Source organism: Streptomyces lancefieldiae (genome assembly GCF_031845825.1).
Classification (GTDB): domain Bacteria; phylum Actinomycetota; class Actinomycetes; order Streptomycetales; family Streptomycetaceae; genus Streptomyces; species Streptomyces lancefieldiae.
In genome coordinates this window covers 16,920-41,021 of sequence record NZ_JAVRFH010000038.1, presented here as the reverse complement: position 1 = coordinate 41,021, position 24,102 = coordinate 16,920, and the positions used below count along the sequence as shown (strand labels likewise).

Sequence of the window (24,102 nt, the reverse complement as noted above, 5' to 3'; positions counted from 1 at the left end):
ATTTGCAGTCGGCCGAATCGCGCGCCGATCACCCGTCGGTAAGCTGACGTCATGACAGGACAAGTGCGTACCGTCGACGGCCGCGTGGCCGGTCGACGTGGGCAGGCGACCCGGCAGAAACTGCTCGACTGCCTCAGCGACATGCTCAGCTCTTCCCCCTATCGCGATGTCAAAGTCATCGATGTCGCCCGCAAGGCAGGCACGTCGCCGGCGACCTTCTACCAGTACTTCCCGGACGTCGAGGGCGCCGTCCTGGAGATCGCCGACCAAATGGCCGCCGAGAGCTCGGGGTTGGCCGATCTGACGGCGGGCCGTTCGTGGGTCGGCAAGGCCGGCTGGCAGACGGCGCAGGAACTCGTCGACGGATTCCTGGAGTTCTGGCGGAAGAACGACGCGATCCTCCGCGTCGTCGACCTGGGCGCGGCGGAGGGCGACAAACGGTTCGCCAAGCTCCGTATGAAGATCCTGAACTCGGTGAACTCCTCCCTCGCGGACTCCGTCGCCGAACTGCAGGCCAAGGGCAAGGTCGACAAGGACGTGAACCCCGCGGCGATCGCCGGTTCACTGGTCGTCATGCTGGCCGCCGCCGCCTCGCACCAGAAAGGTTTCTCCTCCTGGGGCGTCAAGCAGGCCGAACTCAAGCCCGCGCTGTCGCTGTTGATGTACCTGGGTGTCACCGGGAAGAAGCCCACGAAGTAACCGGTGGCGCGGTGACGCGACACAGCAGCCCTGTCATCTGTGCCACGTCCCCTCCCCCACCAGGCCGACCGCGGCCGGCCCCGCACCGCCACCGCCGCCGCCCCGCCGGCCTCCCGCTCGAACTCGGCGCCCCGTGTCCCGGCCCTCCCGCCGCACCGACACGAGGACCGGCGCCTCGAAGTTCGGCCCTCAGCCCCACGGCGGCCGCACCGCATCCACCCCCGCCCGGTGGCCACCGATCACCCTGCCGCAGCCCGGCGGGCATCCGTGCCGTCGCACTTCCCGGTCACCCGGGGTGCGCACCCGCCGGTGCCCGTGCAGACTGTCGTCCTGGGGCTGCTGCGCCGGGTGTGCCGTGCCGTCGCCCGTCAGGGGCCCGCGAGGCCGGGCATCGGCGCGTTCGCGCCGGTACGGCGCCCGGCGATGCTCCGGCGGACGTCCGGCGGGCGTCGCACGAACGGGGAACAGCCCTCCGCCCGGCCGGTGTTGTGCTCAGCACCGCTGCCCGCGTCCGCCTTACCCGCTGGAGGAGACCGGAATGGCCCTGACCCGCGACGAGCGTGAGAAGTTCCTGGCCGAGCCGCACATCGCCGCGCTCGCCGTCGACGCGGAGGCGGGCCGCGCCCCGCTGACCGTGCCGATCTGGTACCAGTACGAGCCCGGTGGCGACGTATGGATCATGACCGGGCTGGACAGCCGCAAGAACCGGCTGATCAAGGCGGCGGGCCGGTTCTCCCTGATGGTCGACCGGCTGGAGCCCACCATCCGGTACGTCTCGGTCGAGGGGCCGGTCGTCGAGACGGTCCCCGCGACGGAGGGCGACCTGCGGGAGATCTCCGCCCGCTACCTCCCGGCCGAGAAGGTCGACGGCTACGTCGCGTTCGCCACCGCGAACCACGGCGAGCAGATCGTCGTCCGCATGCGGCCCGAACGCTGGGTCTCCTCCGACCTCGGATCGGTGTAGGACGGCGGCCGGTACCGGACGGCGACGGGCCCGGCGCGTGACAATCGGGGGCATGGGAACCGATCTCCACGAACTGCTGAGGTCGCTGCGGGTGTGGGACCCCGCGGTCACCGAACTGCCGCCCTTCGACCCGGCCACCGCGCCCGGCGAACCGCTGCCCCTGTTCGCGCGGTGGTTCGCCGAGGTGGTGGCGGCCGGCCAGACCGAGCCGCACACCGTGGCGCTGGCGACGGCGGACGCCGACGGGCTGCCGGACGTACGGATCGTGATGCTGCACGGCGCGGACGCGGCCGGCTGGTCCTTCGCCACGCACGCCGACAGCCGCAAGGGCCGCCACCTCGCCGCCCGCCCGTACGCCGCCCTCTCCTTCTACTGGCCGGTGCTGGGCCGTCAGGTGCGCCTGCGCGGCCCGGTCGCCGTCGCCGGGGCCGAGGAGGCGCTGGCCGACCTGCACGCGCGGTCGACCGGCGCCCTGGCCGCCGCCCTCACCGGACGGCAGAGCGCGGAGCTGGAGTCGCCCGAGGAGCTGGCCCGGGCCTCCGAGGCGGCCTGGGAGCGGGCGGGCCGGGAGCCGGACGCGCCCGTTCCGTCCTGGACGCTGTACCGACTGCTCCCCGACGAGGCGGAGTTCTTCCAGGGGGACGCGCGTCGGCGCCACCTACGGCTGGCCTACCGGCGGACGGAGGACGGCGGCTGGCGCACGCGGCTGCTGTGGCCGTGAGCGGGCGTCACCGTCCGCCGGCCGCCGCCGGCTCCTCGTCCGTCGCGAGCCGGGCGTGCAGGTGCACGTCCCGGAACGCGTCGTGCCGGCCGGCCTCGAACATCGCCTCGCGCAGGGTCCCCTCGGCCGGATAGCCGCACCGCTCGGCGACCCGGCAGGAGGCGACGTGCCCCACCGCGTGGCCCAGTTCCAGGCGGTGGAGGCCGAGTTCCGTGAAGGCCCAGCGCGAGGCGAGGAGCAGCGCGCGGGTGTCGACGCCGCGGCCCCGGGTTTCGGGGAGCACCCAGTAGCCGACCCGGGCGACCTTCAACTGCGGGCTGATCTCGTTGACGCCGATGTGCCCCAGCGTCGTACCGCTCTCCTCGTCGGTGACCCGGAACGACGCGGCCGTGCCCTCCTCCGCTTCCCGCGCCCGGGCGCGCAGCGACTCGCGGGCCCCGGCGAGGTCGGTCCACAGCTTGAGCGGCGTGTTCCAGCGCTGGAACTCGGGGTCCAGGAAGCCGCGCAGCCACGTCGCCACGTCGGCGTCCGAGCCGGCGTCCCAGGCGCGGAGGCGGAGGCCGTGTCCGTGCGGTTCGGTGAGGGAGGGGTCGCGAGTGTACATGCGTGTGTGGGCCATCGAGCCATTCAACCCGACCGCCGACACCCCGCCCACGGCACCCGGTCGACGGCACCCCGCCCCGCACCACCCGACCGGCGACACCCCGACCCGCGGCACCCCGGCCCACAGCACCCTGGATACGCCACCCGGCCCACGCCACCCCGACCCACAGCAGCCGGACCCGCGCCACCCGACCGGCGACAACCCGACCCACAGCACCGCGGCCCACGGCCCCCGCCCCCAAGGGCACCGACCGGCGGGCGGTCGTGACCGATCCGCAACGCATTCCCGGCTTGACCGAGACCCATCAACCGTCAGCGCCATTACGCTCGCCGCATGGCCGACTCCACCGCGTCCGCCGCAGCGCGGCCCACCCACCCGGCGGACCGCCCCGTGTACGTCATCGGCGCCGGTCCCGGCGGCCTCGCCGTCGCCCACGCGCTGCGCGTGCGGGGTCTGCGGGCCGTCGTCCTGGAACGCGCCGACCACGTCGGGGCGTCGTGGCGGCGCCACTACGACCGGCTGCGGCTGCACACCACCCGCCGCATGTCGGCGCTGCCGGGGCTGGCGATGCCGCGCCGCTTCGGACGGTGGGTGGCCCGGGACGACGTGGTGCGGTACCTGGAGAAGTACGCCGAGCACCACCAGCTGGAGATCGTCACCGGTGTCGAGGTCTCCCGCGTCGAGCGCGCGCCCGACGGCACCGGCTGGCTGCTGCACGCCTCCGGGGGCCGCGAGCTGACCGGCGCCGCGGTCGTGGTCGCCACGGGCTACAACCACACCCCGCGCCTGCCGGACTGGCCCGGCCGGGACACCTACCCCGGCGGGCTCCGGCACGCCGCCGAGTACCGGAACGCGGCTCCCTACGCCGGGCGGGACGTCCTGGTGGTCGGCGTCGGCAACACCGGGGCCGAGATCGCCGTGGACCTGGTGGAGGGCGGGGCCGCCCGGGTACGGCTGTCCGTGCGCACCGCGCCGCACATCGTCCGCCGCTCGACCGCCGGGTGGCCGGCCCAGTACACCGGCGTCCTCTGCCGGCGCCTCCCGGTCGGCCTGGTCGACCGGCTGGCCCGGCCGGTGGCCAGGATCAGCGTGCCCGACCTGTCGGCCCACGGGCTGCCCCGCCCCGGCACCGGGCTCTACAGCCGGGTGGCGGAGGGCGCCATCCCGGTGCAGGACGTCGGCCTGATCGACGCGGTGCGCGCCGGCCGGGTGGAGGTCGTCGCGGCGGTGGACGGCTTCGAGGACGGCAAGGTGCTCCTGGCCGACGGCACCCGCCTCGCCCCGGACGCGGTGATCGCGGCCACCGGCTATCGGCGGGGCCTGGAGGGGCTGGTCGGCCACCTCGGCGTACTCGACGCGGCGGGCCGGCCGCTCGTACGCGGCGGGCACACCGCGGCCGGCGCCCCCGGCCTGTACTTCACCGGCTTCACCAACCCCCTCAGCGGCATGCTCCGCGAGCTGGCGCTCGACGCGGCGCGGATAGCCAAGGCGGTCGCGCGACACGGTGGCGAGCGGATTTCCCGGCCGGCGGGCTGAGGGCGAGGGGCGGGGGCGGGCGGGGTCAGTCGCGGTCGAGGACGAACAGTTCCCCGGCGTCCGGGTCGCCGAACAGCGCGAACAGCTCGGGCTCCTGCCCGGTGCCGCCGATCGTCCAGTACGTCTCCTCGCCGCAGTCGCCGTCGAGGCGTACCAGGACGCCGTCGCGGCCACCGCTCCCGTGCCCGTCCGGGTGGCGGGTCCAGGTGCCGGTGCCGTCGCACCGGGTGTAGTCCCCGGTCGCGTCGAGGTCGGGCTGGGCCGGGACCCGGGTCAGCTCGGCCCGGCCGCCCGGAGCCAGCCGCAGTACGGCCCCGTGGTCGCCGTGCCAGTCCCCGGCGAGCCGCTCGGCGGAGAGCGCCGGGGGCTCGTACTCGTCGGCCAGGGCCGCCGCGCCCAGCCCGCCGACCGCGAAGAGGACGAAGCAGGCGCCCGCCGAACGGAACCAGACGCTCCACCGTCCCCACTCCCGCCCGCGCAGGTACGTGAGGCCCAGTACGGGCAGGACGCCGGCGCCCGCGAACCACGGGAGCGTGTCCGGGAGCGACCAGTCCTCCCACACCACGCGTCCCAGTACCGCCCAGCCGGCACCGACCAGTGCGGACGCCCCCGCGTGCCAGGCCCACCCGGGACCGCGCCGACGCGGCGCGACGAGGCGGGCCAGGGTCGCGCCGGGCATGATCTGCGCACTGGCGTGCAGGACGCCGAGCAACGGCAGGATCAGCGGGGCGCACACGATGCCGAGAAAGCCACCGCCGCGGCCGTGGTCGTCGTGCCCCGCCTCCGCGACGAACCACCACGCCAGCCACACCAGCGGAAGTTGCGCCGCGCACAGCGCCGCCGCCCCGTTCCACTCGTCGTTCGACCACCTCAGGCGTCTGCGCCCGGCCGCCCCCGGCCCTCTTCCCCACCCCATGCCCGGGAGCGTACGCCAGGCTCAGGACAGCCCGAGCACCGGAGTGGCCCGCCGCCGGATCACCAGGGCCATCAGCGCCGCGGCCGCGCACAGCGCGCCGGACGCGTACCAGACCACGTCGTACGAGCCGAAGGTGTCGCGGGCGACGCCGCCGAGGAAGGCGACGAGGGCGGCGCCGACCTGGTGGGAGGCGAGGACCCAGCCGAAGACGATCGCGCTGTCGTCGCCGTAGTGCTCGCGGCACAGGGCGAGGGTGGGCGGGACGGTGGCGACCCAGTCGAGGCCGTAGAAGACGATGAAGAAGATCATCGGCGGGTGGACGCTGGGCGCGAGCAGCAGGGGGAGGAAGAGGAGGGAGATGCCGCGCAGGGCGTAGTACACGGCGAGCAGGCGGCGCGGTTCGAAGCGGTCGGTGAACCAGCCGGAGGCGATCGTGCCGACCACGTCGAACACGCCGATCACGGCGAGCAGCGAGGCGGCGGCCGTCAACGGCATGCCGTGGTCGTGGGCGGCGGGCACGAAGTGGGTCTGGATCAGGCCGTTGGTCGAGGCGCCGCAGATCGCGAAGGTGCCGGCCAGCAGCCAGAACGGGCCGGTGCGGACGGCGGAGAAGAGCACCGTGAGCGCGCGGCGGGCGGCGCCCGTGACGGGGGCGGGCTTCGGCACGAACTCCTCGGCGCCGTACGGCTTCTGCCCCACGTCCGCCGGGTGGTCGTGCAGCAGGAGCCAGACGAAGGGGATGACGGCGAGGGCGGCGAGGGCGACGGTGACGGCCGCGGGGCGCCAGTCGTACGTCTCCACGATCCAGGACAGCAGCGGCAGGAAGATCAACTGCCCCGAGGCCGAGGCGGCGGTGAGGACGCCGGTGACCAGGCCGCGCCGCTCGGTGAACCAGCGGTTGGTGACGGTGGCCGCGAAGGCCAGCGCCATCGAACCGGAGCCGAGGCCGACCAGCAGGCCCCAGCAGAGGATGAGTTGCCAGGCGGAGTCCATCCACACCGTCAGGCCCGAACCGAGCGCGATCACGGCCAGGGCGACGGCGACCACGCGACGGATGCCGAAGCGGTCCATCAGCGCGGCGGCGAAGGGGGCGGTGAGTCCGTAGAGCGCCAGGTTGACGGAGACGGCGGCGCCGATGGTGCCGCGGGACCAGCCGAAGTCCTCGTGGAGCGGGTCGATGAGGATGCCGGGCAGGGAGCGGAAGGCCGCGGCGCCGATGATCGTCACGAAGGTGACGGCCGCGACCCACCACGCGCGGTGCACACGGGTACCGCGGCGTGGTCGGGTGGGCTCGGGCTTCCGTACGGCTGCTGCGGGGTCGGTTGTCTGGGTCACGTCATTGAGGGTGCGGTGCGGTGACCGCTCGATCGAGTGACCCGAATGCCATTGTTCACTAGGATCGGGCCATGGCATCCGGTCACGCGTCCGACAGGCACCGCGTCGTCGTCCTCGCCCTCGACGGTCTGATCCCCTTCGAACTGGGCATCGCGCAACGCATCTTCGGGCTCGCCCGGGACGAGCGCAGGCGTCGGCTCTACGAGGTCGTCACCTGCTCGGTCCGGCCGCCGGGGCCGGTCGAGACCGACGCCGACTTCGCGATCCTGGTGGGGCACGGCCCCGAGGCCCTGGCCACCGCCGACACGGTCGTCGTCCCGGCCTCCTACGAGCTCGGCCCGGTCCACGAGGAGGGCGTGCTGACCGAGGAACTGGCCGCCGCGCTGGCGCGGATCCGGCCCGGCACCCGGCTCGTCGCGATCTGCACGGGCGGTTACGTCCTGGCCGCCGCCGGGTACCTCGACGGCCGCCCGGCGACCACGCACTGGGCCTCCGCCGAGCACTTCCAGCGGCTGTTCCCGAAGGTGCGGGTGGACGCCGACGTGCTGTTCATCGACGACGGGGACGTCCTGACCTCGGCCGGGGTGGCGGCGGGGATCGACCTGTGCGTGCACATCGTGCGCCGGGACCACGGCACCGCCGTCGCCAACGAGGTGGCCCGCCGCACGGTCGTACCGCCGCACCGGGACGGCGGGCAGGCGCAGTACATCGAGCGGCCGGTGCCCGATCCGCAGCAGTCGTCCACGACCAACGCCCGCGCCTGGGCGCTCGCCCGGCTCCGGGAGCCGATCCAGTTGCGGGACATGGCGGCGCAGGAGTCCATGTCGGTACGCACCTTCACCCGCCGTTTCCGTGAGGAGGTCGGCATCAGCCCGGGGCAGTGGCTCACGCAGCAGCGCGTCGAGCGGGCCCGGCATCTGCTGGAGTCCTCCGGCCTGTCCATCGACCAGGTGGCCCACGAGGCGGGCTTCGGTACCGCGCAGTCGATGCGGCAGCATCTGCAGGCGGCGCTCGGGGTCACGCCCACCGCGTACCGGCGGACCTTCCGGGCCGAGTTGTCCACAGCCTGTGGAGAATGAGCGGAAGCGGTCCCGCTGAGCGTGGGCCCGCCCGAACCCGGACCTGAGCCGTCATGGCCGGGACGCGTCGGTCGGCGGCGCGGCACCGGCCGCCCCGAGCATGGCATCGCGCGCCGCCACCCGACTCCGGCGCTCCCGCCCGGTTCCCCTCGCCCCCCGAGGGAACCGCCGCCGAATCACGACCCACGCTCGCCGAGGGCCTCCGTCACCGAGCCCTCGTCGTCCCCTCGCGGCGAATCGTTGTCTACAGCGTGAGGAAACGGTCACGATCCGTCAACCGGCGCAGGGGGCTTCCTCAGTCACGTACTGTGCGCGAAGGACGCGCACGGAAGCACACCCCGGCGCACCGCCGCATCAACCGCTGGGGAAACGGCGCCCCGTGCCCCCGGCGCGTCCCACGCGCCCGCGCCGACCCGACCGCCGACCGCCGACTACACCACCTCGTACGCCAGCCCCTCGTACGCCACCGCGCCGGCGTTTCCACAGACCGGTGCCGGCGCCACACGCTCGGCGCAGCGGTCCAGTTCGCACCAGATGCGCTTGCCCGCGCCCTGGCGGCTCCAGCCCCAGCGGTCGGCGAGGCCGTCGACGAGGGCGAGCCCCCGGCCGCCCGTCGCGTCGCCGTTGACGCAACGGGGCACCGGGGCCCGGTCGCTGGCGTCGTCCACCTCCAGGCGGACGGTGGCCTCCCCGGTCTCCTCGGTCACCGCCCCCGGCAGTACCAGCCGCAGGACGGCGGTACAGCCGGTGTGCACCACGGCGTTGGTGACGAGTTCGGAGACGAGCAGGACCAGCGTCTCCGCGAGGGGTTCATCGGCCTGTATCCCGGACCCGACGAGCCGCGAACGCGCCCACCGCCGGGCACGCCCCACTTCCGAGGGGTCGGGCCGGATCTCCAGCTGCACTTGAAGCACCTGCACCGCTCACACCATCCGAACCGGCGGACACAAAGGCTCACGCCTCATGAGGGCCACGATCGTAGCCATTTTCTGCATGACCAGAACAAAGGCCGGGCGAGGGATCACGGAACGTGAATCCCTTATGGGACAGCATGGTTGACGTACAGTCACCCCAACAAGCGCTTCGGGCATATTCCAGCGCGAAGGAGTACCCGTGCGGCATACTGTGCGACGCTCGTTCCGGGAAGTCGAACAGGCGGCGGCCGACGGCCGTTCCGCCCTGCGGTACAAGGCGCGCACCGCCGGTTCCGCAGCCGCCCCAGGGGCAACTCCGGCACGGTCGGCGCTCGGTACCACTCGCATCCCACACAAGGTACCGGAGCGTGGCGCCGACTCCGGACCGTAACGGGTCACACGTCGGACACAACCCGATATCAACGCTCTGTAATCACGCCCTGCCACGATCCATGACATCCGGCCAGGAATCGGGGGGCGTCCGTCGGCGAGGCGGGCGGTGTCACTCGGGCACGGTGAAGTAGCGGGCGAAGGCCGGGACGATCTCCGCCTCCCCCACCTTGCCGTCGCCGTCCGTGTCGAGCGCGGCGGCGACCGACCGGGCGGTGCCCTCCTCCGCCCCGAGCACGGTGAGCACGCGCGCGGCGTCCGCGACGGTGACGGCTCCGTCGCCGTCGGCGTCGGCCACGTCCAGGGCCGCGTGCAGGAACGGGCGGGCGATCTCGGCGAACCGCTCCGGGTTGTCCCGCAGCCGCTTGACGGCTCCGGTGACGAATTCCTCGCGGGTGATGCGCTGGTCGCCGTCCCGGTCGGCGATGCCCGCCATGCCCTGCCAGAACGCCTCCGCGCCGCCGTACAGGGCCTGGCCCTTGTCGGACCGGGCGGTGGTGCCGAACTCGGCGAGCAGCGCCTTGGCCGCTGCGCTGAAGTCCGCGCGGTCGATGTAGCCGTTGCCGTCCTGGTCGAAGGTGGCGAACCGCGCGGCGATCTGGCGCCCGTACTCGCTGTTGACCATCTTTTCTCCGGCCGCCTCACGTTTCGGTGTCGGTGGGTACGTCTCGCTCGGAGCGTACGACGCCGGACGCGGTCCCGGGCGGGATCTACGCGGAGAGCGGGCGCGGCTCGTCGCCGGTCGCCGAGGCCAGGTCGGGGTGGACGTCGAAGAGCCGGCGCACCCCCAGCGCGCCGAGTACGCGGTTGACGTGGGAGCCGTCGACGGCTCCCTGGGCCGGCAGTATCAGGCGCAGCCGGCCCTGGCAGGAGCGGATCAGCCGGCGGGCGGCGATGAGCACGCCGACCCCGCTGGAGTCGCAGAACAGGACCTCGGAGAGATCCAGGACAAGGCTGTGCCGCCCCTCGGCCACCTCGTCGTGCACGCGCTGCCGCAGCACCGGTGACGTCACCAGGTCCAGTTCGCCCGACACCTGGAGCACGGCCCACTCGCCCTGCCCGCCGCCGGTCACTTTGAGCGTCACCACCATGCCCTTCATTCGTCGGAACGTTCGGATTCACCCAAAACGGAAGCCGTGATTACGCTTCTTGGGCGCGCGCCTGCCCACCGGCCGTTCCCGCAAACACGCGACGGGAAACGGAGGCGGGCCGGAAGCGGCTTGTTTCAGACGGTTTCGATCCTGTTCGATCGGATCCGGCCGCACGATAGAGAGTAGGGGGGCGCTTATCACCTGCGGACCGTCGGGGGCGCGTATTGGCACAAAGGGGAGTGCACTGTCGGACGTGCCGACTACATTCGGGGAGGTGGTGGCCGAACACGGGGGCCGGACAGGGGGGTGGAGGGACCGCATGGCGAAGAGGAACGTACCGCTGCCCTGGGACCGCAAGATGCAGCAGCGGCTCGCACGCGGAGAGGCGGCCGCCCTGGGCGAGCTCTACGACCGGTTCGCGTCGCTCGTGCACGGTCTCGCGCACCGCGTGCTCGGTGACGAACGGGCCGCCGACCACATCACGCGCGACGTCTTCGCGCACGTCTGGGAGCACCCGGACGCCTACGACCCCCGGCAGGGCCCGCTGCGCACCTGGATCGCCACGCTGACCCACCGCCTGGCCGTGCGGCGGCTGCGCGCCACCGAGACGGCCGCCCTCGCGCGCGGCGGCCCCGGCACCACCGAGGAACTGGAGAGCAAGGTGCGCCACGCCTCGGTCGCCGCCCGCGCCGACTACATCGTCCAGTCCATGCCGGCTCCCCTGCGCGCCGCCCTGGAGCTGGCCTACTTCCAGCGCCGCGACTACCGCCAGACCGCCGCCGACCTCGGCGTCACGGAGGACGAGGCCCGCCGCCGCCTCCGCCTCGGCCTCCAACTGCTCTCCACCGCCCGCGACGCCGGATCACCGCAGGCCCCCGGGGCGCCGCCCGAATACGGGGGTGCGGCATGAGCGGGGCGTACGACGAGGACGAGCACCGCGACGCCCCCGCCGGCAACGGGAGTCCGGACCACACCGGCGGCGAGTCACCGACCGCCCCCGCCGGCCCGGCACAGCACCACGGGCCGGACGGCCCCGACGACCCCGACGACCCGGCGCGCCACGGCGAACCGGGCGACCCCGGCTGCCCGGAAGCCCCCGCCGACCCGGCATCCCGCAACGGTGCAGGCCCCGACCGGCCCGGCACGCATGACGCGCCCGCGGGCCACGCCGAACCGGGCGCCTCGGGCAGACCTGTCGCCCCCGCCGAGCCGGACGCCCCCGGCGGAGCGACCCGCAACGGACCGGGCGGCCCCGGCGGAGTGATGCCGCGCTCCGGGCCGGGCCGGGCACCGCGCATACCGCTTCCGCGGGCCCCCGTCGAGGACGGTGGGTGGTCGTTGCCCGACCCGCCGCCCCCGGTCGCGCCGCTCGCGTTGGAGCACCACGTGCTGACGTCGCTGCTCGGAGCCTGGGCACTGGCCGCCTGTTCGCCGGAGGAGGCGGCGTCCGTCGAGGAGCACCTCGGCGCGTGCGACGCCTGCGCCGACGAGGCCCTGCGGCTGCGCGAGGCCGTCGGGCTGCTCCAGCGCCCGGAGAGCCTCGACCTGGACCCCGCCCTGCGCACCCGTGTCCTGCGGGGCTGCCTGGAGCGGCGGCCGCCGCGCATCCCGGTGCCCGGGTGGGCCACGCCGTACGACGCCGAGACGGCGCGGCTGGACGCGCTGCCGCAGGACATCGGGGACGCCGAGTGGCACGCGCCGGTGAGGCTGCGCTGGTTCGAGGCGGACGGCACCGCCAGTCGCCGTACCACCGTCGCCGGGGTCATCGCACACCTGCTGTCGGTCGACGGGCTGGTCGCGGTCGCCCTGGGTCTCGCCGATCCACTGGGCGAGATCACCGCGCCGGTCCCCGCGCCGGCGGCCCGCACCGAGGCCTACTGGCGCGCCTCGCACTACCCGCCGACCCGCGCGGTGCGGGCTCCGTGGCGGGAGCAGAGCCACGACATCGTCCGCACGGTGGCGTTCACCGGCAGCACGGGCGGTTCCGGTGGCGGCGCGGGCCGGATGCCGGTCCCGTACGGCGACTTCGCGTTGCCCCTGCACGACGCCATGGTGGACCGGGCGTTCGAGTGCTGGGTGCACGCGGAGGACATCGCCGAGGCGGTGGACTACCCGTACGAGCCGCCCTCCGCACGCCACCTGAACCTCATGGTCGACCTCGCGGCCCGGATGCTGCCGGGCGTACTGGCCGAGCGTCGCCGCGCCGGACTGGCCGCGCACGGCGCCCGACCGCGTCTGGTCGAGGCGGGTGAGCCGGGCCGCAGTCTGCGGCTGGAGATCGAGGGCTCGGGCGGCGGCGAGTGGCTCATCCCGCTGGACTCACCGGGCGCGGTGGGCTCCGCCGACCACGAGGTGGCCCATGTCGCCCTGGACAGCGTGGAGTTCTGCCGGCTGGCCGCGGGCCGTGTGCCTCCCGCGGAGGCGGCGGCGGGCCAGGTGGGCGATCGGGAGGCGATCAGGGACGTGCTGTTCGCGGCGGCGAGTCTGAGCCGGATGTAGGGGCGGATCGCGGTTCCGCGGGCGGGCCGAGCCCTACGCGAACACCACCGTCCGCCGCCCGTTCAGCAGGATCCTCCGCTCGGCGTGCCACTTCACGGCCCGCGCCAGCGCCTGGCACTCCACGTCCCGCCCGATGGCGACCAGCTGGTCCGGCGTGACGTCGTGGCCGACCCGCTCGACCTCCTGCTCGATGATCGGCCCCTCGTCGAGGTCGGCCGTCACATAGTGCGCGGTCGCGCCGATCAGCTTCACGCCCCGCGCATGCGCCTGGTGGTACGGCTTGGCACCCTTGAAGCTCGGCAGGAAGGAGTGGTGGATGTTGATGATCCGGCCGCTGAGCTGCTTGCACAGGTCGTCCGAGAGGACCTGCATGTAGCGGGCCAGTACGACGAGTTCGACGTTCTCCTCGCGCACGATCTCCAGGAGCCGCGCCTCGGCCTCCGCCTTGGTGTCCCTCGTCACCGGGATGTGGTGGAAGGGGATGCCATAGGACCCCACCAGTTCGGCGAAATCGGTGTGATTGGACACCACCGCCGCGATCTCCGCCGGCAGCGCGCCGGTCCGGGACCGGAACAGGAGGTCGTTCAGGCAGTGCCCGAACTTGCTGACCATGAGGACGATGCGCATCCTGTCGTCGGCCCGGTGGATCTGCCAGTCCATGTGGAAGGCGTCACCGATCGCCGTGAAGCTGGCGCGCAGCTTGTCCACGGTCACCGGCGCCTCGGCCGTGAAGTGGACCCGCATGAAGAACAGTCCCGTGTCGTGGTCGCCGAACTGCTGACTGTCCTCGATGTTGCAGCCGGTCATGAACAGGTAGCTCGACACGGCGTGCACGATGCCCTGCTTGTCGGGGCAGGACAGGGTGAGGACGTACTGGTCGGCCGGGGCGGCGGCCGAGGGGGCGGCCGGGGAGGACTGCTCGTTCATGCAGGACAGGGTCCCATATCCGACCCCTGTTCCGGCGGGCGTCCCGTCAGGCGGACCGGGTCAGAATCCGCAGCACCTCGAGCGAGCGCGGCTCCGCCTCCGGATCGTCGCCGTCGCCGGTGGCCAGCCGCAGGTGCGCGTCCCGCGCCGCCCGCACCGCCTCCGGCCAGTCCGCGTGGTCGAGGTACGCGTGCACCGGCGCGTCCGGCCCGACCTGGTGCATGATCCGCAGGACGCGCAGCACGGCGGTGTCGACGAGGGCCGCCTCCTGCGAGTCACGGAAGACCGTGCCCACGTACTTCTCGGCGGACCAGTGGTCCAGCCAGGTGTCCTCCACCAGCCGGTACACCGCGTCGGTGACGTCGCCGTAGCCGTCCACACCGGCCAGCCAGACGTCCCGCTGGAAGGCGGGGGCGGAGAGCATGTGCAGCGCGGAGCGCACATTGCTGCGCCAGCGCCACCACGGCATGTCGTTGAGTGGCATGCCGCCCATGGTGGAGGAGCGACGGCCGCGACGGGAAGAGTTCTCCGAACCTTGCACGGTCATCGATCGTACGTTCCCCTCCGTCCCCGGCACACCGGCCCCCGCAATTCACCCCCGCGTCACCACGCGTTGACCGCAGGTCACCGCGTGGTTGGCCGTGTGACGGAATCGTGCGGGCACATGACCGGCAGGCGACCCACCCGCAGCACCTTCCTCCGCGGCCTCCGCGGCCGCTCCCGGACCACCCGTACCGGTGCGCTGTCCGCGGGCGCGCTGGTGGCGTGTGTGTCGCTCACCGCCGGCTGCGGGGTCGTCCCCGGTGCCACGGGGGGCTCCGGGGACGACCCGATCACCGTCATGACCTGGGCGCCCGAGGACACGGGCGCGACCAACAAGCCCGGCATGCCCGCCCTCGCGCGTGCGTACGCCCGCTGGGTCAACGCCAACGGCGGCCTCAACGGCCGCAAGCTCAACGTCCTGACCTGCAACGACCACAACGACGGCGTCACCGCCGCGAAGTGCGCCCGCCGCGCCGCCAAGGAGAACGCGATCGCCGTCGTCGGCTCCTACAGCCAGCACGCCGACTCGTTCTTCCCGGTGCTGGAGGGCGCCGGCATCCCGTACATCGGCGGGTACGGCATCACCAACACGGAGTTCACCAGCCCCCTGTCCTACCCGGTCAACGGCGGCCAGCCCGCGCTGCTGGCCGGCCTCGGCAGCGTGCTCGCCGACTCCTGCGGACCCGTCGTCCTCGTCCGCCCCGACACCATCGCGGGCGACCCGCTTCCCGTGCTGCTCGACTCGGGGCTGACCTCGGGCCGGCACGCGCGGGCCCACGACCAGCGGGCGGCGGAGGACGCCACCGAGTACGACGACCAGTCCGGGCAGGCGCTGGAGCGGGCGACCGCCGACCCGGTGGAACCGGGGTGCGTGGTGCCCGTCCTCGGGGACCGCACCGGCACCTTCATGGACTCCTTCCGGCGGGACCGCGCGGACCACCCCGAGGTGCGGACCGCGACCGTGCTCGGCAGCGTCGACCAGACCACGGTCAACGCGAGCGGCGGGGCGGCCGGGCCCTACGAGGGCGCGTACGTCACCGGCTGGTACCCGGCGGTGAGCGACCCGGCCTGGGACGGGATGAAGAAGGTGATCGAGGCGGAGGCGTTCGGCGACAACAGCGTCGACGCGGCGGACGCCGGGGTGCAGACGACCTGGATCGCGTACACCGTCCTCAAGCGGGTCGTCGAGTCGCTCGGCGACGGCGAGGTGAGCGCCGGCACCGTCAGGCGGGCCGTCGACGGCGGGCTGGAGGTCGGCACGGGGGGACTCACGCCGCCCCTCCAGTGGACGTTCGCGGACAAGCTGGCCTCGGTCGGCTTCCCGCGCCTGGTCAACACCGAGGTCACCCTCCAGGTCGTACGGCAGGGCCGGCTGGTGTCGGCCCGCAAGGACACCGTGGACACCACACGCATCCTGCGCGGCGCCGACGTGGCCTGACCCGCGCCCGGCCGGGCGCGGGTTGAGGCAGGCGCCGGCCGGACCACCCGGGACCCGGCGCGGGGGATCAGCCCCGGACCCGACGGGTCCGGCACGTGGAGCAGGCCGGGCCGGGCCCGCACGCGAGGCACGCCGGGCGGCCCGCCCGGCGGGTCACAGCTGGGTCGGGCCGCGTTCGGTCAGTCCGTACTGCTTGGCGATGGCGTTCCAGAGCTTGGCGGCCGTGGCCTTCTCCTTGCTCGCCGTGCCGCTCGCCTTGTTCCCGGCCTGGTGCTGGCTGGTGGAGCGGGCCTTGCCCTTCTGACACCCCTTCTTGCCGGCCGTCTGGTCGGCCCAGGCCGCGTAGTGGTTGTCGGCCGACGCCGAGGCCTGCCACGCCTTGGTGAGGGCGGTGGTCAGCTCGGTGTGCTGCGGCAGCTTGTCCACGGACAGCTTGGAGAGGCTGGTGACCAGCCCGGTGCGCTGCTTGGCGGCCTCCCGCAGGTCCTTGGCCGCCTGGGGCAGGTTGTCGCAGGACTTCACGTCGGCCACGGCGTTGATCACCGTGGTCCGGCCGGTGCCGCTCTCGGCCAGCAGCTTGTCCAGTTCGACGGCCTGCTGCCGGACCGGGTCCACGGACGGCGGGGCGGAGGCCGACGCGGACTCGGAGGCGGGGGCCGTGGCGGACACGGTCCGGTTGCCGCCCTTGTCCTCCTCGCCGCCCCCGGCCATCATCGCCCCGGCGCCGACACCGACGACGGCGATGGCGACACCGACGGCCGCGAAGAGCGGCACGCGCGAACCGGACCGGCCGCCGCGGCCACCCCGGCCGCCGCCGTCGTCGTATCCGCCGCGCCGCCTGCCTCCGTCACCGCCCGGCCCCTGCGGGGCGTACCCGGACCGGTCGGCGGGGTGCGGGGGCTGCGGCTCGTCGAAGCGGGGCAGCTGCTGGGTGGCCGAGGCCGGGGCGTCGGCTCCCGGCGCGCTGCGGAAGAGGTTGTCGAACTCGGCGGGCGGCTGCCGCCCCTCGTCACCGCCGGGCACCGCGCCGTACGGGCCCGCGGCGGGACCACCGGGCACGGGCGCGATGTACTGCGTCGCCTCTGCGTCGGGGTTCGGGACGGGCGCGGCGGGGACGGGCTGGTGCCCGGGCGCGGCGGGGGCGTACTGCTGCCCGGCCGCGGGCTGCGGGGGGTACTGCGGGGCCCGGCCGAGGAACTGGGTCGACTCGGCGTGCGTCTCCGCGGGTCTCTCCGGAGGCAGCGCCCCCGGCCCCACGGGGGGTATGTACTGCGTCGCGCCCTCGTCCGCCGGCGCGCCGACCGGCGGCAGGTACTGGGTGGCGCCCTGGTCGGCGGGCGGCAGGGGCGCCGACGGCCGGGGGGCGGGCGCCTGGCCGTACTGCGGGTACGACGGCTGAGCGCCGTAGGCCTGGCCGTCGGCCGGTGCGCCGTACGCTGGGGCGGGCGCGCCCTCCGGGGGCAGCGGGCCCGGGCCTGCCTGGGGCGGCAGGGCGCCGGGTGCCTGGGCCGGGCCGCCCTGGACGGGCCAGGCCTGCGTGGCGGGCTGCCCGTCGGCGTCCGGGGACCCCCAGGGCTGGCCGCCGGACTGCGTGGGCCAGCCCTGGCCCGTGGCCGGGCTCTGCTGCCGGTCGGGGCCCCACGGCCGGTCCCAGGCCTGGCCGCCGGGCGGCGCCGAGGCGGGCGCGGGCCGGCCGGCCTGCGGGCCGACGGGGCCGCCCGCCGGGCCGGGCAGCAAGGGCTCGCCACCGTCGGAGGGCAGCACGATGCCTTCGCGCGCTTGCCGCGCCGAGGGCTCCTCGCCCTGTCCGCTCTGCGTCACCGGGACTCCAATGAATGGGGGACCTTCGGAATCGTCGGCTCACGCTACCGGGTCCCCGGAGTCCACTGCCACGCCGCAGGGGGGCGTCACCTCTTTCCCTGTGACCGCGGTAACAAAACCGGGCCGCGACACGCTGTTGACACCCCTTCCCCCTCACCGTGCCGCGTTCTCCGGCCCGTTCACGTTCCGCCGGCCCGGCCCCTCACGCGGCCGTCCGCAGGTCGAGCCGCGCCCCGAACTCCCTGACCACCGCCTCCTCCCGGTACGGTTCCAGCCGCGCCTGGAAGTCCTCCAGGTACTCGGCGCCCCGGTTCGAGCGCAGCGTCTCGAGGAGTTCCACGGCCTTCGTCGCGGTGTTGCAGGCCTGCTCGACCTCGCGCTGCTGCACCTGTGCGGTGGCGAGCACCACATGCCCGATGGCCCGCCTGCGCGCCCGCGACTCGGGGTGTCCGTCCAGGGCCTGCCGCGCGTACCGCGCCGCCGCGTCGGCCTGCCCGAGGTCCCGGTGGCAGTGCGCCAACTCGTCGGCGAGGTAGGCCTCGTCGAAGTGGCTGATCCACACCGGGTCGTCCCCGGAGGCCGCGTCGGCCGCCTCCATGGCACCGACCGCCCGTCCGACCGCCTCGTGGGCCGCCCGCACGTCGCCGAGCAGCGCGTGACCGCGCGCCTCGGCCGCGTGGAACATCGCCTCGGCGCGCGGCGTCACCCGCCCCCGCGCCCCTTCCTGCGCCGCACGCGCCAACTGCGCGATCTCGCGCGGGTTTCCGAGCTGCGCGGCCAGGTGACTCATGGACGCGGCGAGGACGTACCCGCCGTACCCGCGGTCGCCGGCCGCCTGCGCGAGCCGCAGCGACTGGATGTAGTACCGCTGGGCGAGGCCCGGTTGCCCGGTGTCGACGGCCATGTATCCGGCGAGCTCGGTCAACCGGGCGACCGCGGCGAACAGTTCGCGTCCGACCGCCTCCCGGTAGGAGCCCCCGAGCAGTCCCGAGACGACGCTGTTCAGGTAGTGCACGACCACCGGGCGCACGTGCCCGCTGCCGTACTGGTGGTCCAGGTCCACCAGCGCCTGCGTCGTCGCCCGCACGGCCGCCACGTCGGACCGGCCCACCCTCGGCCCGGCCGCACGCGACACCTGGGGGTCGGGGGCGGAGATCAGCCAGTCGCGGCTGGGTTCGACGAGCGCGGAGGCGGCGACGGAGGAGCCGGACAGGAAGTCCCGGCGTCCGACGTCGCTGCGCCACAGCTCGCAGACCTGCTCGATGGCCCCCAGTACCGTCGGCGAGAACTGGAGGCCGACGCCCGACGCGAGGTTCTTGCCGTTGGCCATGCCGATCTCGTCGATCGTGACCGTGCGGCCGAGCTTGCGTCCGAGCGCCTCGGCGATGATCGCCGGGGCCCGGCCGCGCGGCTGCTGTCCGCGCAGCCAGCGGGCGACGGACGTCTTGTCGTACCGCAGGTCGAGGCCGTGCTCGACGCCGCACATGTTGACCCGGCGGGCTAGGCCCGCGTTCGAGCAGCCCGCTTCCTGAATGAGCGCCTGCAGTCGTTCGTTCGGCTGCCGCGCGACGAGAGGCCTTGCGGCCATGGCGTACCCCCATGCGGTCTCTTGCGGTTCGAAGCTGTCCCGGCGGACGAGAAGGTCCTGCCGTGAAGATCAGTGCCCCGTCGAAGTGCCGACAATGCGAGCCTTGCGAAGCTTGCGAAGATTGCCGGGGTAACGGCCGTTGCCGGCCCCAGACGTGACTACCCGGCTCCCGCGGCGGATCCTCCCGCGCGCCCCCACATATGCACCCATGCGCCCCGAATGCGGAATCGATGCTCCTCCCCCGCGCGCGCAACCCCCGTAACCCCGGTTGAGCACGGGAGTTGAGTTCCACGTGGAAGAGACCATCCCCGGCACCGAAGCCGCTCAGATCCCGCAGCAGCGTGGCGCATCGCTGCTGGAGACCGCCGTCCGCTATGCCGAGGAGCGCCACTGGGACGTGTTCCCCGGCACCTGGCTGGAGGCCGCCGACGGAGTGCAGCGCTGCTCCTGCGGGGACCCGGCGTGCGCCGCCCCGGGCGCACACCCGGCGCACGAGGACTGGGCGACGCAGGCGACGGGCAGCGCGAGCGTCGCCCGCCGGATGTGGCAGCAGCAGCCGACGGCGTCGATCCTGCTGCCCACGGGCCGGACCTTCGACGCGATCGACGTGCCCGAGACCGCGGGTTTCCTGGCGCTGGCCCGGATGGAGCGGATGGAACTGACGCTCGGGCCGGTGACGCTGTCGCCGGACCGGCGGATGCGGTTCTTCGTCCTTCCGGGGGCGGCGGCGAAAGTGCCGGACCTGGTGCGGCGGTTGGGGTGGGCGCCGTTGTCCCTCGACCTGGCCGTGTGGGGGGAGGGAACGTACGTGGCCGCGCCGCCCACCCGGTACGGGACCCGGGGGGCCGTGCAGTGGGCCTGCCGGCCGACGCCGGCGAACCGGTGGTTGCCGGACGTGGAGGAGTTGATCTCGCCGTTGGCGTACGCGTGCGGTCGCGATCGTTAGGGGCGCCTTCGCACCCACGCCGCCGCGCCGCACGACGGCACAGTCCCGCGCCCCCTGCCGGGGCGCCTCTCTCCCCCGTGCGGTTCGAAGGTGACGGAGGGAGACGCGGTGACTCCCGGCGCCGTACGTACGCAAGGGCCCTGGAAGCGGTTCGGGCAGCGGGTCGCCGGGGGCGGCGTCGAACTCGGGTCGCCGGCGGGCGGGTTCGTCGGACCCGTCGGGCCGGCGCCGAGGACGGCGGGTCGGCGCCCGGGATTCTCACGGCGGTCGGCAAGGGGTGAGGCGGGGAAGACCGGGGAGTAGTCCAGGGCGACACCGTCGGCATCCACCGGTTGAGGGGCGAGCGTGGCCAGATGGTTCTGGTCCGTCATGCACCTCGGGCTGGTGCTCGGCAACCTGGTCGGCGCCGCCGCGGGCGACTCGGGCACCGCCGCGGCCACCCGCGAGGCCCTCGACGGCTTCCGCGCCGACCCGCTCCTCGCCCCGCTCGCCCCGGCCCTGACGGAAATCCTCGCCGGCCACCGCGACCCCGCCCTCGCCGCACGGCTCCGCGACCCGGCACAGCGGGCGATGGTGACGGCCCTGCTGCACAGCGTCGCCGACCTCGAGGACACGGAGGGCCCCGGCGGACCTGGCAGCCCCGACAGCCCCAGCGGACCTGGCTGACCCGGCAGCCCCGGCAGCCCCGGCAGCCCCGACAGCCCCGACAGTCCCGGCAGCCCCGCCAGACCCGGCAGCCCCGCCAGACCCGCCAGTCCCGCCAGACCCGCCAGACCCGCCAGACAGCCGACCCGGCGGATGGCCCAGGAGGTTCCAACTGCCCCTGCTTCGCCGGGCGCTGAGTGGGTGTCGGCCCCGGCTGCCATACTGCGGCACATGGAGGAGGAGCCGGAGATCAACGACGTGCGGCTCGGCATCGACGGCGTACTGGAGTTCTAAGACGGCACCGCGTGGGTGCCGTACCCGGACGTGCCCGAGGACCACGGCCCGCCGAACGCGGTGAACCGCGAGGACGACACACGGTGACCTCGCCACCGGCCCCGGAACCGGGCACGCAGGGCACGCCCTTCGACGCGCTGCCCCCACCCCTGGACGCGGTACCGGAGCTGCGCGCGGCGGCACGCTGGATGATCGGCGCCTTCGGCGCGGTCGGCGCCGCACTCGTCGGCGGCGGCCCGTTGGTGGCCGTCGGAAAGGTGCACGGGCTCGGCGAGGCGCTGGTCGCCGGGGCCGCCCTGGTCGTCGCGCTGGCCGGGGTGAGCCTCGCCGTGTGGCAGGTCAGCCGGGTGCTGGTGCCCCCGGTGACCACCACGGCCACGCTCGCCTCCCCGGCGCTGCGCGGCCTGCGGCAGATGATCGACGCCTCCCCCGCCGACTTCTTCGGCGCCGCGGCCACCGGCGTGGACGACCTGCTGCGCCACCGGGTCGTCGCCGCGAAGGTCCAGCGCATGCTGGCCGCCGAAACCGACCCCGCCCGGCGTGAGCTGCTCCGGCACCATCTGGGGCGGGCCCGGGCCAATGTGGCGCGCACGGACCCCTTCGTGCGCTGGCTGCTCGCCATGGCCCACGTCTGGCAGTTCCGCGCCGCCCTGCACACGGCCCGCCGGTGGTGCCTGCTCGCGGTCCTGCTGGTCGCGGTGGGCGCGGTGGCCTTCCTGACGGTGACGGGCGGGGACGCGGCGGAGGGGACGGGAAAGGCGGGAGGGATGGCGTCGGAGGTCGCCGCGAGTGCCGTACGGCACCACTCCGCTGCCTGACGGCCGGCCTCGGGTTCCGGGCGCCGGGGTCAGCTCTCCCGGAGGCCGTCCAGGAAGGGCTCGATGGCCGCCCACCACGCCTCCGGCTGGTCGTAGTGGACGAGGTGGCCGGCGTCGGCGACCTCCGCGTACTGGCCGCACGGCAGCACCCGGACCATCTCCTGCGCCTCGGCGCGGCCCAGCTCGCCGTCCAGGCCGCGGACGACCAGGGTCGGGCAGCGCACCTGGGCCAGTTCCTCCCAGTGGGCGTCGTGGACCCAGGTCTCGCGGGACCTGAGCATCTGCTCCGGCTCGAAGACGGGCCGCCAGCCGTCCGGGGACTCGGCCATCACCTCGGCGTAGAACTCGCCGCGGGCCGGATTCGGCCGTTCCACCCACGGGTCGTCCTCGCCGAACCACTTGCGCACGTCGGCGAGCGTGGCGAAGGGGACCGGCCAGGCGCGGAACCACTCGGCCCAGACGTCCCGCGAGGCGGCGCCGAGCGCGGAGGCCCGCATGTCGCAGATGATCAGACCGCGGACCAGATCGGGGCGTCGGGCGGCGAGCTGCCAGGCGGTCAGCGCACCCATGGCGTGCCCGACGAGGACGGCCGGGCCGAGGCCGAGCTGCTCCAGGGCGGCCTCGGCGTCCTCCACGTAGGCCTCCCGGGTGCAGGAGGCCCGCGGGGGCTTGTCGCTGCGGCCGTGGCCGCGCTGGTCGAGGGCGACGGCCCGGTGGCGGGCGGAGAGCCGGCGGGCCGTGGCGGCCCAGTGCGAGGCGCGGCCCATCAGGCCGTGCAGTAACAGCACGCCCGGCAGGCCACCGGCCCCGTGGCCGAGAGGCGTGTCGTGCTGGTCCTGGTCGTACGTGTCGGTCTTGGGTGGGTCGCCGAACTCCCAGGCGGCGAGGCGTACGCCGCCCGCGCCGGTCACGTCGATGCGCCGCGCCATAGGTCTGGCACCCCCAAGCTCCGCTCGGACCGTCGCCCTCTCGGGCCGACCGGTCCTGTGAACCGTGTCCTGCCTGCCGTGCCTGTCCTGCTCGCCGTGTCGCCGTCGCACTCACGGCCGGAGACGGCACCCGCAGCCTATCGAATGCCTATTCGAAACGGCCGTATCGGTGAGCAACACCGCTCATTCGAGTGACACCCCTCAGGGATTGATCGTCGCCACCGGGGGGAGATCTCCAACGGGAGGCGGACCGCTCGGGGAAAACGGTCCGAGGGGATTGACCCTGAGAGCTCGGGGCTCCGGGTCAGCACAGGGGAGGACAGGCCCCGGCGCCACATCGCGCCGGGGCCCTCTCCATCTCTCCGCCACGCCCACCACCTCTCCGACCGGGGCCGTCACCGCCCGCCCACGGCCAAGAGCCCGCACGCCATACGCCTCACGGCGCAGCCTCGCACGCGAGGCGTGCGGGCGTTGCGGTTCGGCGCACAGAATCCCGGCAGCGTCGCTTGGCGGCCCTCGGAGAATGGCGGCACTCAGCGCACGGCGACGCTCAGCGCTTGGCGACGAACACGTGGGAGGCGACCTCCGACTCGAGCTCGGCCGCCTCGCCGCTGCTGCCCACCAGCACGCCGCCCGGCGACTCCGTCACGCTCACCACCGAGCCGGGCTGCACACCCGCCCGGCGCAGCGTGTACATCAGCTGCGCGTCCGTCTGGATCGGCTCGCCGATACGGCGCACGACGACCGTCTTGCCCTCCAGACCCGGGTCCAGGTCGGCGAGCGACACCATGCCCTCGTCCAGGAACGGGTGCGCGCCGTCCGTCTCGCCCAGCTCCTCCAGGCCCGGGATCGGGTTGCCGTACGGCGACTCCGTGGGGTGCCGCAGCAGCTCCAGCACGCGGCGCTCCACGGCCTCGCTCATCACGTGCTCCCAGCGACACGCCTCGGCGTGCACCTGCTCCCACTCCAGGCCGATCACGTCGACGAGCAGGCACTCCGCGAGCCGGTGCTTGCGCATCACACGCGTGGCCAGCCGACGGCCCTCGTCGGTCAGCTCCAGGTGCCGGTCGGCCGCCACGGACACCAGACCGTCGCGCTCCATGCGCGCCACCGTCTGGCTGACCGTCGGGCCGCTCTGGTCGAGCCGCTCGGCGATCCGGGCGCGCATCGGGACCACACCTTCCTCCTCCAGCTCGAGGATGGTGCGGAGATACATCTCCGTGGTGTCGATCAGTCCGGACATACATGCCCCTCGATGAGATTGCCGGAGGCTACGGCCCACCGGCGCGTGCGCTGGCCCTGGATTCAATTCTGACGCATACCACTGACAACCGTGCCTCGCCGCGACCACCCGGCCGCCCGGGCCGCGCGTTCCGGCCACCGGTACCGCCGACGCGGCCCGCCC

The 24,102-nt window shown here is 74.1% G+C and carries 23 protein-coding genes; 11 read left to right on the top strand and 12 right to left on the bottom strand.

The window, feature by feature from the left end:
- Window positions 1–63: 63 nt before the first annotated feature.
- From RM812_RS29295 to RM812_RS29285, 3 genes are all read left to right on the top strand, one after another.
- Complete coding sequence (locus RM812_RS29295; protein WP_311578949.1) at window positions 64–699, top strand: TetR family transcriptional regulator; 636 nt, start codon at window positions 64–66, stop codon at window positions 697–699.
- A 538-nt stretch (window positions 700–1,237) separates the two neighbouring features.
- Window positions 1,238–1,663 carry a pyridoxamine 5'-phosphate oxidase family protein gene (locus tag RM812_RS29290; RefSeq protein ID WP_311578824.1) on the top strand — a complete coding sequence of 142 codons (426 nt, stop codon included), beginning with the start codon at window positions 1,238–1,240 and terminating at the stop codon, window positions 1,661–1,663.
- 52 nt (window positions 1,664–1,715) lie between these two features.
- Window positions 1,716–2,384: a pyridoxine/pyridoxamine 5'-phosphate oxidase gene (locus RM812_RS29285; RefSeq protein WP_311578821.1), complete on the top strand. Its 669-nt coding sequence runs from the start codon at window positions 1,716–1,718 to the stop codon at window positions 2,382–2,384.
- 7 nt (window positions 2,385–2,391) lie between these two features.
- Here the strand turns inward: RM812_RS29285 and RM812_RS29280 are convergent, their stop codons facing one another.
- Entirely contained in the window at window positions 2,392–3,003 is a 612-nt protein-coding gene (locus tag RM812_RS29280) for a GNAT family N-acetyltransferase (protein WP_311578818.1), read from the bottom strand.
- 318 nt (window positions 3,004–3,321) lie between these two features.
- On the opposite strand from RM812_RS29280, the gene RM812_RS29275 reads away from it, so the two are divergent.
- The gene (locus RM812_RS29275; protein WP_311578815.1) at window positions 3,322–4,524 is read left to right on the top strand and encodes a flavin-containing monooxygenase; all 1,203 of its coding nucleotides are present in this window, start codon (window positions 3,322–3,324) and stop codon (window positions 4,522–4,524) included.
- 25 nt (window positions 4,525–4,549) lie between these two features.
- Here RM812_RS29275 and RM812_RS29270 read toward each other — a convergent pair whose 3' ends face one another.
- Together RM812_RS29270 and RM812_RS29265 are read right to left on the bottom strand one after the other, a co-directional pair.
- Complete coding sequence (locus RM812_RS29270; RefSeq protein ID WP_311578812.1) at window positions 4,550–5,440, bottom strand: hypothetical protein; 891 nt, start codon at window positions 5,438–5,440, stop codon at window positions 4,550–4,552.
- Between the two features lie 21 nt (window positions 5,441–5,461).
- Window positions 5,462–6,775 (bottom strand): MFS transporter, encoded by a 1,314-nt coding sequence (locus RM812_RS29265; protein WP_311578810.1) that lies wholly within the window; start codon window positions 6,773–6,775, stop codon window positions 5,462–5,464.
- A gap of 71 nt (window positions 6,776–6,846) precedes the next feature.
- On the opposite strand from RM812_RS29265, the gene RM812_RS29260 reads away from it, so the two are divergent.
- Window positions 6,847–7,854, top strand: coding sequence for a GlxA family transcriptional regulator (locus tag RM812_RS29260; protein ID WP_311578807.1), 1,008 nt, complete (start codon window positions 6,847–6,849; stop codon window positions 7,852–7,854).
- Window positions 7,855–8,285: 431 nt separating this feature from the next.
- Here the strand turns inward: RM812_RS29260 and RM812_RS29255 are convergent, their stop codons facing one another.
- From RM812_RS29255 to RM812_RS29245, 3 genes are all read right to left on the bottom strand, one after another.
- Window positions 8,286–8,759, bottom strand: a complete 474-nt coding sequence (locus RM812_RS29255) for an ATP-binding protein (RefSeq protein WP_311578946.1) — start codon at window positions 8,757–8,759, stop codon at window positions 8,286–8,288.
- 511 nt (window positions 8,760–9,270) lie between these two features.
- Window positions 9,271–9,783, bottom strand: coding sequence for an EF-hand domain-containing protein (locus RM812_RS29250; RefSeq protein WP_311578804.1), 513 nt, complete (start codon window positions 9,781–9,783; stop codon window positions 9,271–9,273).
- Between the two features lie 85 nt (window positions 9,784–9,868).
- The gene (locus RM812_RS29245; protein ID WP_311578943.1) at window positions 9,869–10,249 is read right to left on the bottom strand and encodes an STAS domain-containing protein; all 381 of its coding nucleotides are present in this window, start codon (window positions 10,247–10,249) and stop codon (window positions 9,869–9,871) included.
- Window positions 10,250–10,568: 319 nt separating this feature from the next.
- On the opposite strand from RM812_RS29245, the gene RM812_RS29240 reads away from it, so the two are divergent.
- Window positions 10,569–11,159 (top strand): sigma-70 family RNA polymerase sigma factor, encoded by a 591-nt coding sequence (locus RM812_RS29240; RefSeq protein ID WP_311578802.1) that lies wholly within the window; start codon window positions 10,569–10,571, stop codon window positions 11,157–11,159.
- Window positions 11,160–11,512: 353 nt separating this feature from the next.
- Entirely contained in the window at window positions 11,513–12,748 is a 1,236-nt protein-coding gene (locus tag RM812_RS29235) for a zf-HC2 domain-containing protein (RefSeq protein ID WP_311578940.1), read from the top strand.
- Window positions 12,749–12,781: 33 nt separating this feature from the next.
- Here RM812_RS29235 and purU read toward each other — a convergent pair whose 3' ends face one another.
- Both purU and RM812_RS29225 read right to left on the bottom strand, forming a co-directional pair.
- A complete protein-coding gene (purU, locus tag RM812_RS29230) occupies window positions 12,782–13,675 on the bottom strand; it encodes a formyltetrahydrofolate deformylase (RefSeq protein ID WP_311578799.1) in 894 nt (297 codons plus the stop codon).
- A gap of 46 nt (window positions 13,676–13,721) precedes the next feature.
- The gene (locus RM812_RS29225) at window positions 13,722–14,222 is read right to left on the bottom strand and encodes an SCO4402 family protein (protein WP_311578796.1); all 501 of its coding nucleotides are present in this window, start codon (window positions 14,220–14,222) and stop codon (window positions 13,722–13,724) included.
- Window positions 14,223–14,339: 117 nt separating this feature from the next.
- On the opposite strand from RM812_RS29225, the gene RM812_RS29220 reads away from it, so the two are divergent.
- The gene (locus RM812_RS29220; RefSeq protein ID WP_311578794.1) at window positions 14,340–15,656 is read left to right on the top strand and encodes an ABC transporter substrate-binding protein; all 1,317 of its coding nucleotides are present in this window, start codon (window positions 14,340–14,342) and stop codon (window positions 15,654–15,656) included.
- Window positions 15,657–15,809: 153 nt separating this feature from the next.
- Here RM812_RS29220 and RM812_RS29215 read toward each other — a convergent pair whose 3' ends face one another.
- The gene (locus RM812_RS29215) at window positions 15,810–17,477 is read right to left on the bottom strand and encodes a hypothetical protein (RefSeq protein WP_311578791.1); all 1,668 of its coding nucleotides are present in this window, start codon (window positions 17,475–17,477) and stop codon (window positions 15,810–15,812) included.
- Between the two features lie 202 nt (window positions 17,478–17,679).
- Window positions 17,680–19,065, bottom strand: a complete 1,386-nt coding sequence (locus RM812_RS29210) for a tetratricopeptide repeat protein (protein ID WP_311578788.1) — start codon at window positions 19,063–19,065, stop codon at window positions 17,680–17,682.
- Between the two features lie 292 nt (window positions 19,066–19,357).
- On the opposite strand from RM812_RS29210, the gene RM812_RS29205 reads away from it, so the two are divergent.
- From RM812_RS29205 to RM812_RS29195, 3 genes are all read left to right on the top strand, one after another.
- On the top strand, window positions 19,358–20,011 hold the full coding sequence (locus RM812_RS29205; RefSeq protein ID WP_311578785.1) for a bifunctional DNA primase/polymerase: 654 nt from the start codon (window positions 19,358–19,360) through the stop codon (window positions 20,009–20,011).
- 345 nt (window positions 20,012–20,356) lie between these two features.
- A complete protein-coding gene (locus tag RM812_RS29200) occupies window positions 20,357–20,677 on the top strand; it encodes a hypothetical protein (protein WP_311578782.1) in 321 nt (106 codons plus the stop codon).
- A gap of 356 nt (window positions 20,678–21,033) precedes the next feature.
- Window positions 21,034–21,768 (top strand): hypothetical protein, encoded by a 735-nt coding sequence (locus RM812_RS29195; protein WP_311578780.1) that lies wholly within the window; start codon window positions 21,034–21,036, stop codon window positions 21,766–21,768.
- A 29-nt stretch (window positions 21,769–21,797) separates the two neighbouring features.
- Here RM812_RS29195 and RM812_RS29190 read toward each other — a convergent pair whose 3' ends face one another.
- Together RM812_RS29190 and RM812_RS29185 are read right to left on the bottom strand one after the other, a co-directional pair.
- On the bottom strand, window positions 21,798–22,697 hold the full coding sequence (locus RM812_RS29190; protein WP_311578777.1) for an alpha/beta fold hydrolase: 900 nt from the start codon (window positions 22,695–22,697) through the stop codon (window positions 21,798–21,800).
- Window positions 22,698–23,247: 550 nt separating this feature from the next.
- Window positions 23,248–23,940, bottom strand: a complete 693-nt coding sequence (locus RM812_RS29185; RefSeq protein ID WP_311578774.1) for a metal-dependent transcriptional regulator — start codon at window positions 23,938–23,940, stop codon at window positions 23,248–23,250.
- Between the last annotated feature and the right edge of the window lie 162 nt (window positions 23,941–24,102).

Bases quoted from the DNA above. Each gene is read 5' to 3' on its own strand.
- RM812_RS29290 (WP_311578824.1), top strand. From the start codon at position 1,238: ATGGCCCTGACCCGCGACGAGCGTGAGAAGTTCCTGGCCGAGCCGCAC.
- RM812_RS29250 (WP_311578804.1), bottom strand. From the start codon at position 9,783: ATGGTCAACAGCGAGTACGGGCGCCAGATCGCCGCGCGGTTCGCCACC.
- RM812_RS29185 (WP_311578774.1), bottom strand. From the start codon at position 23,940: ATGTCCGGACTGATCGACACCACGGAGATGTATCTCCGCACCATCCTC.
- RM812_RS29285 (WP_311578821.1), top strand. From the start codon at position 1,716: ATGGGAACCGATCTCCACGAACTGCTGAGGTCGCTGCGGGTGTGGGAC.
- RM812_RS29190 (WP_311578777.1), bottom strand. From the start codon at position 22,697: ATGGCGCGGCGCATCGACGTGACCGGCGCGGGCGGCGTACGCCTCGCC.
- RM812_RS29240 (WP_311578802.1), top strand. From the start codon at position 10,569: ATGGCGAAGAGGAACGTACCGCTGCCCTGGGACCGCAAGATGCAGCAG.
- RM812_RS29220 (WP_311578794.1), top strand. From the start codon at position 14,340: ATGACCGGCAGGCGACCCACCCGCAGCACCTTCCTCCGCGGCCTCCGC.
- purU (WP_311578799.1), bottom strand. From the start codon at position 13,675: ATGAACGAGCAGTCCTCCCCGGCCGCCCCCTCGGCCGCCGCCCCGGCC.
- RM812_RS29280 (WP_311578818.1), bottom strand. From the start codon at position 3,003: ATGGCCCACACACGCATGTACACTCGCGACCCCTCCCTCACCGAACCG.
- RM812_RS29235 (WP_311578940.1), top strand. From the start codon at position 11,513: ATGCCGCGCTCCGGGCCGGGCCGGGCACCGCGCATACCGCTTCCGCGG.
- RM812_RS29210 (WP_311578788.1), bottom strand. From the start codon at position 19,065: ATGGCCGCAAGGCCTCTCGTCGCGCGGCAGCCGAACGAACGACTGCAG.
- RM812_RS29245 (WP_311578943.1), bottom strand. From the start codon at position 10,249: ATGGTGGTGACGCTCAAAGTGACCGGCGGCGGGCAGGGCGAGTGGGCC.
- RM812_RS29225 (WP_311578796.1), bottom strand. From the start codon at position 14,222: ATGACCGTGCAAGGTTCGGAGAACTCTTCCCGTCGCGGCCGTCGCTCC.
- RM812_RS29270 (WP_311578812.1), bottom strand. From the start codon at position 5,440: ATGGGGTGGGGAAGAGGGCCGGGGGCGGCCGGGCGCAGACGCCTGAGG.
- RM812_RS29275 (WP_311578815.1), top strand. From the start codon at position 3,322: ATGGCCGACTCCACCGCGTCCGCCGCAGCGCGGCCCACCCACCCGGCG.
- RM812_RS29260 (WP_311578807.1), top strand. From the start codon at position 6,847: ATGGCATCCGGTCACGCGTCCGACAGGCACCGCGTCGTCGTCCTCGCC.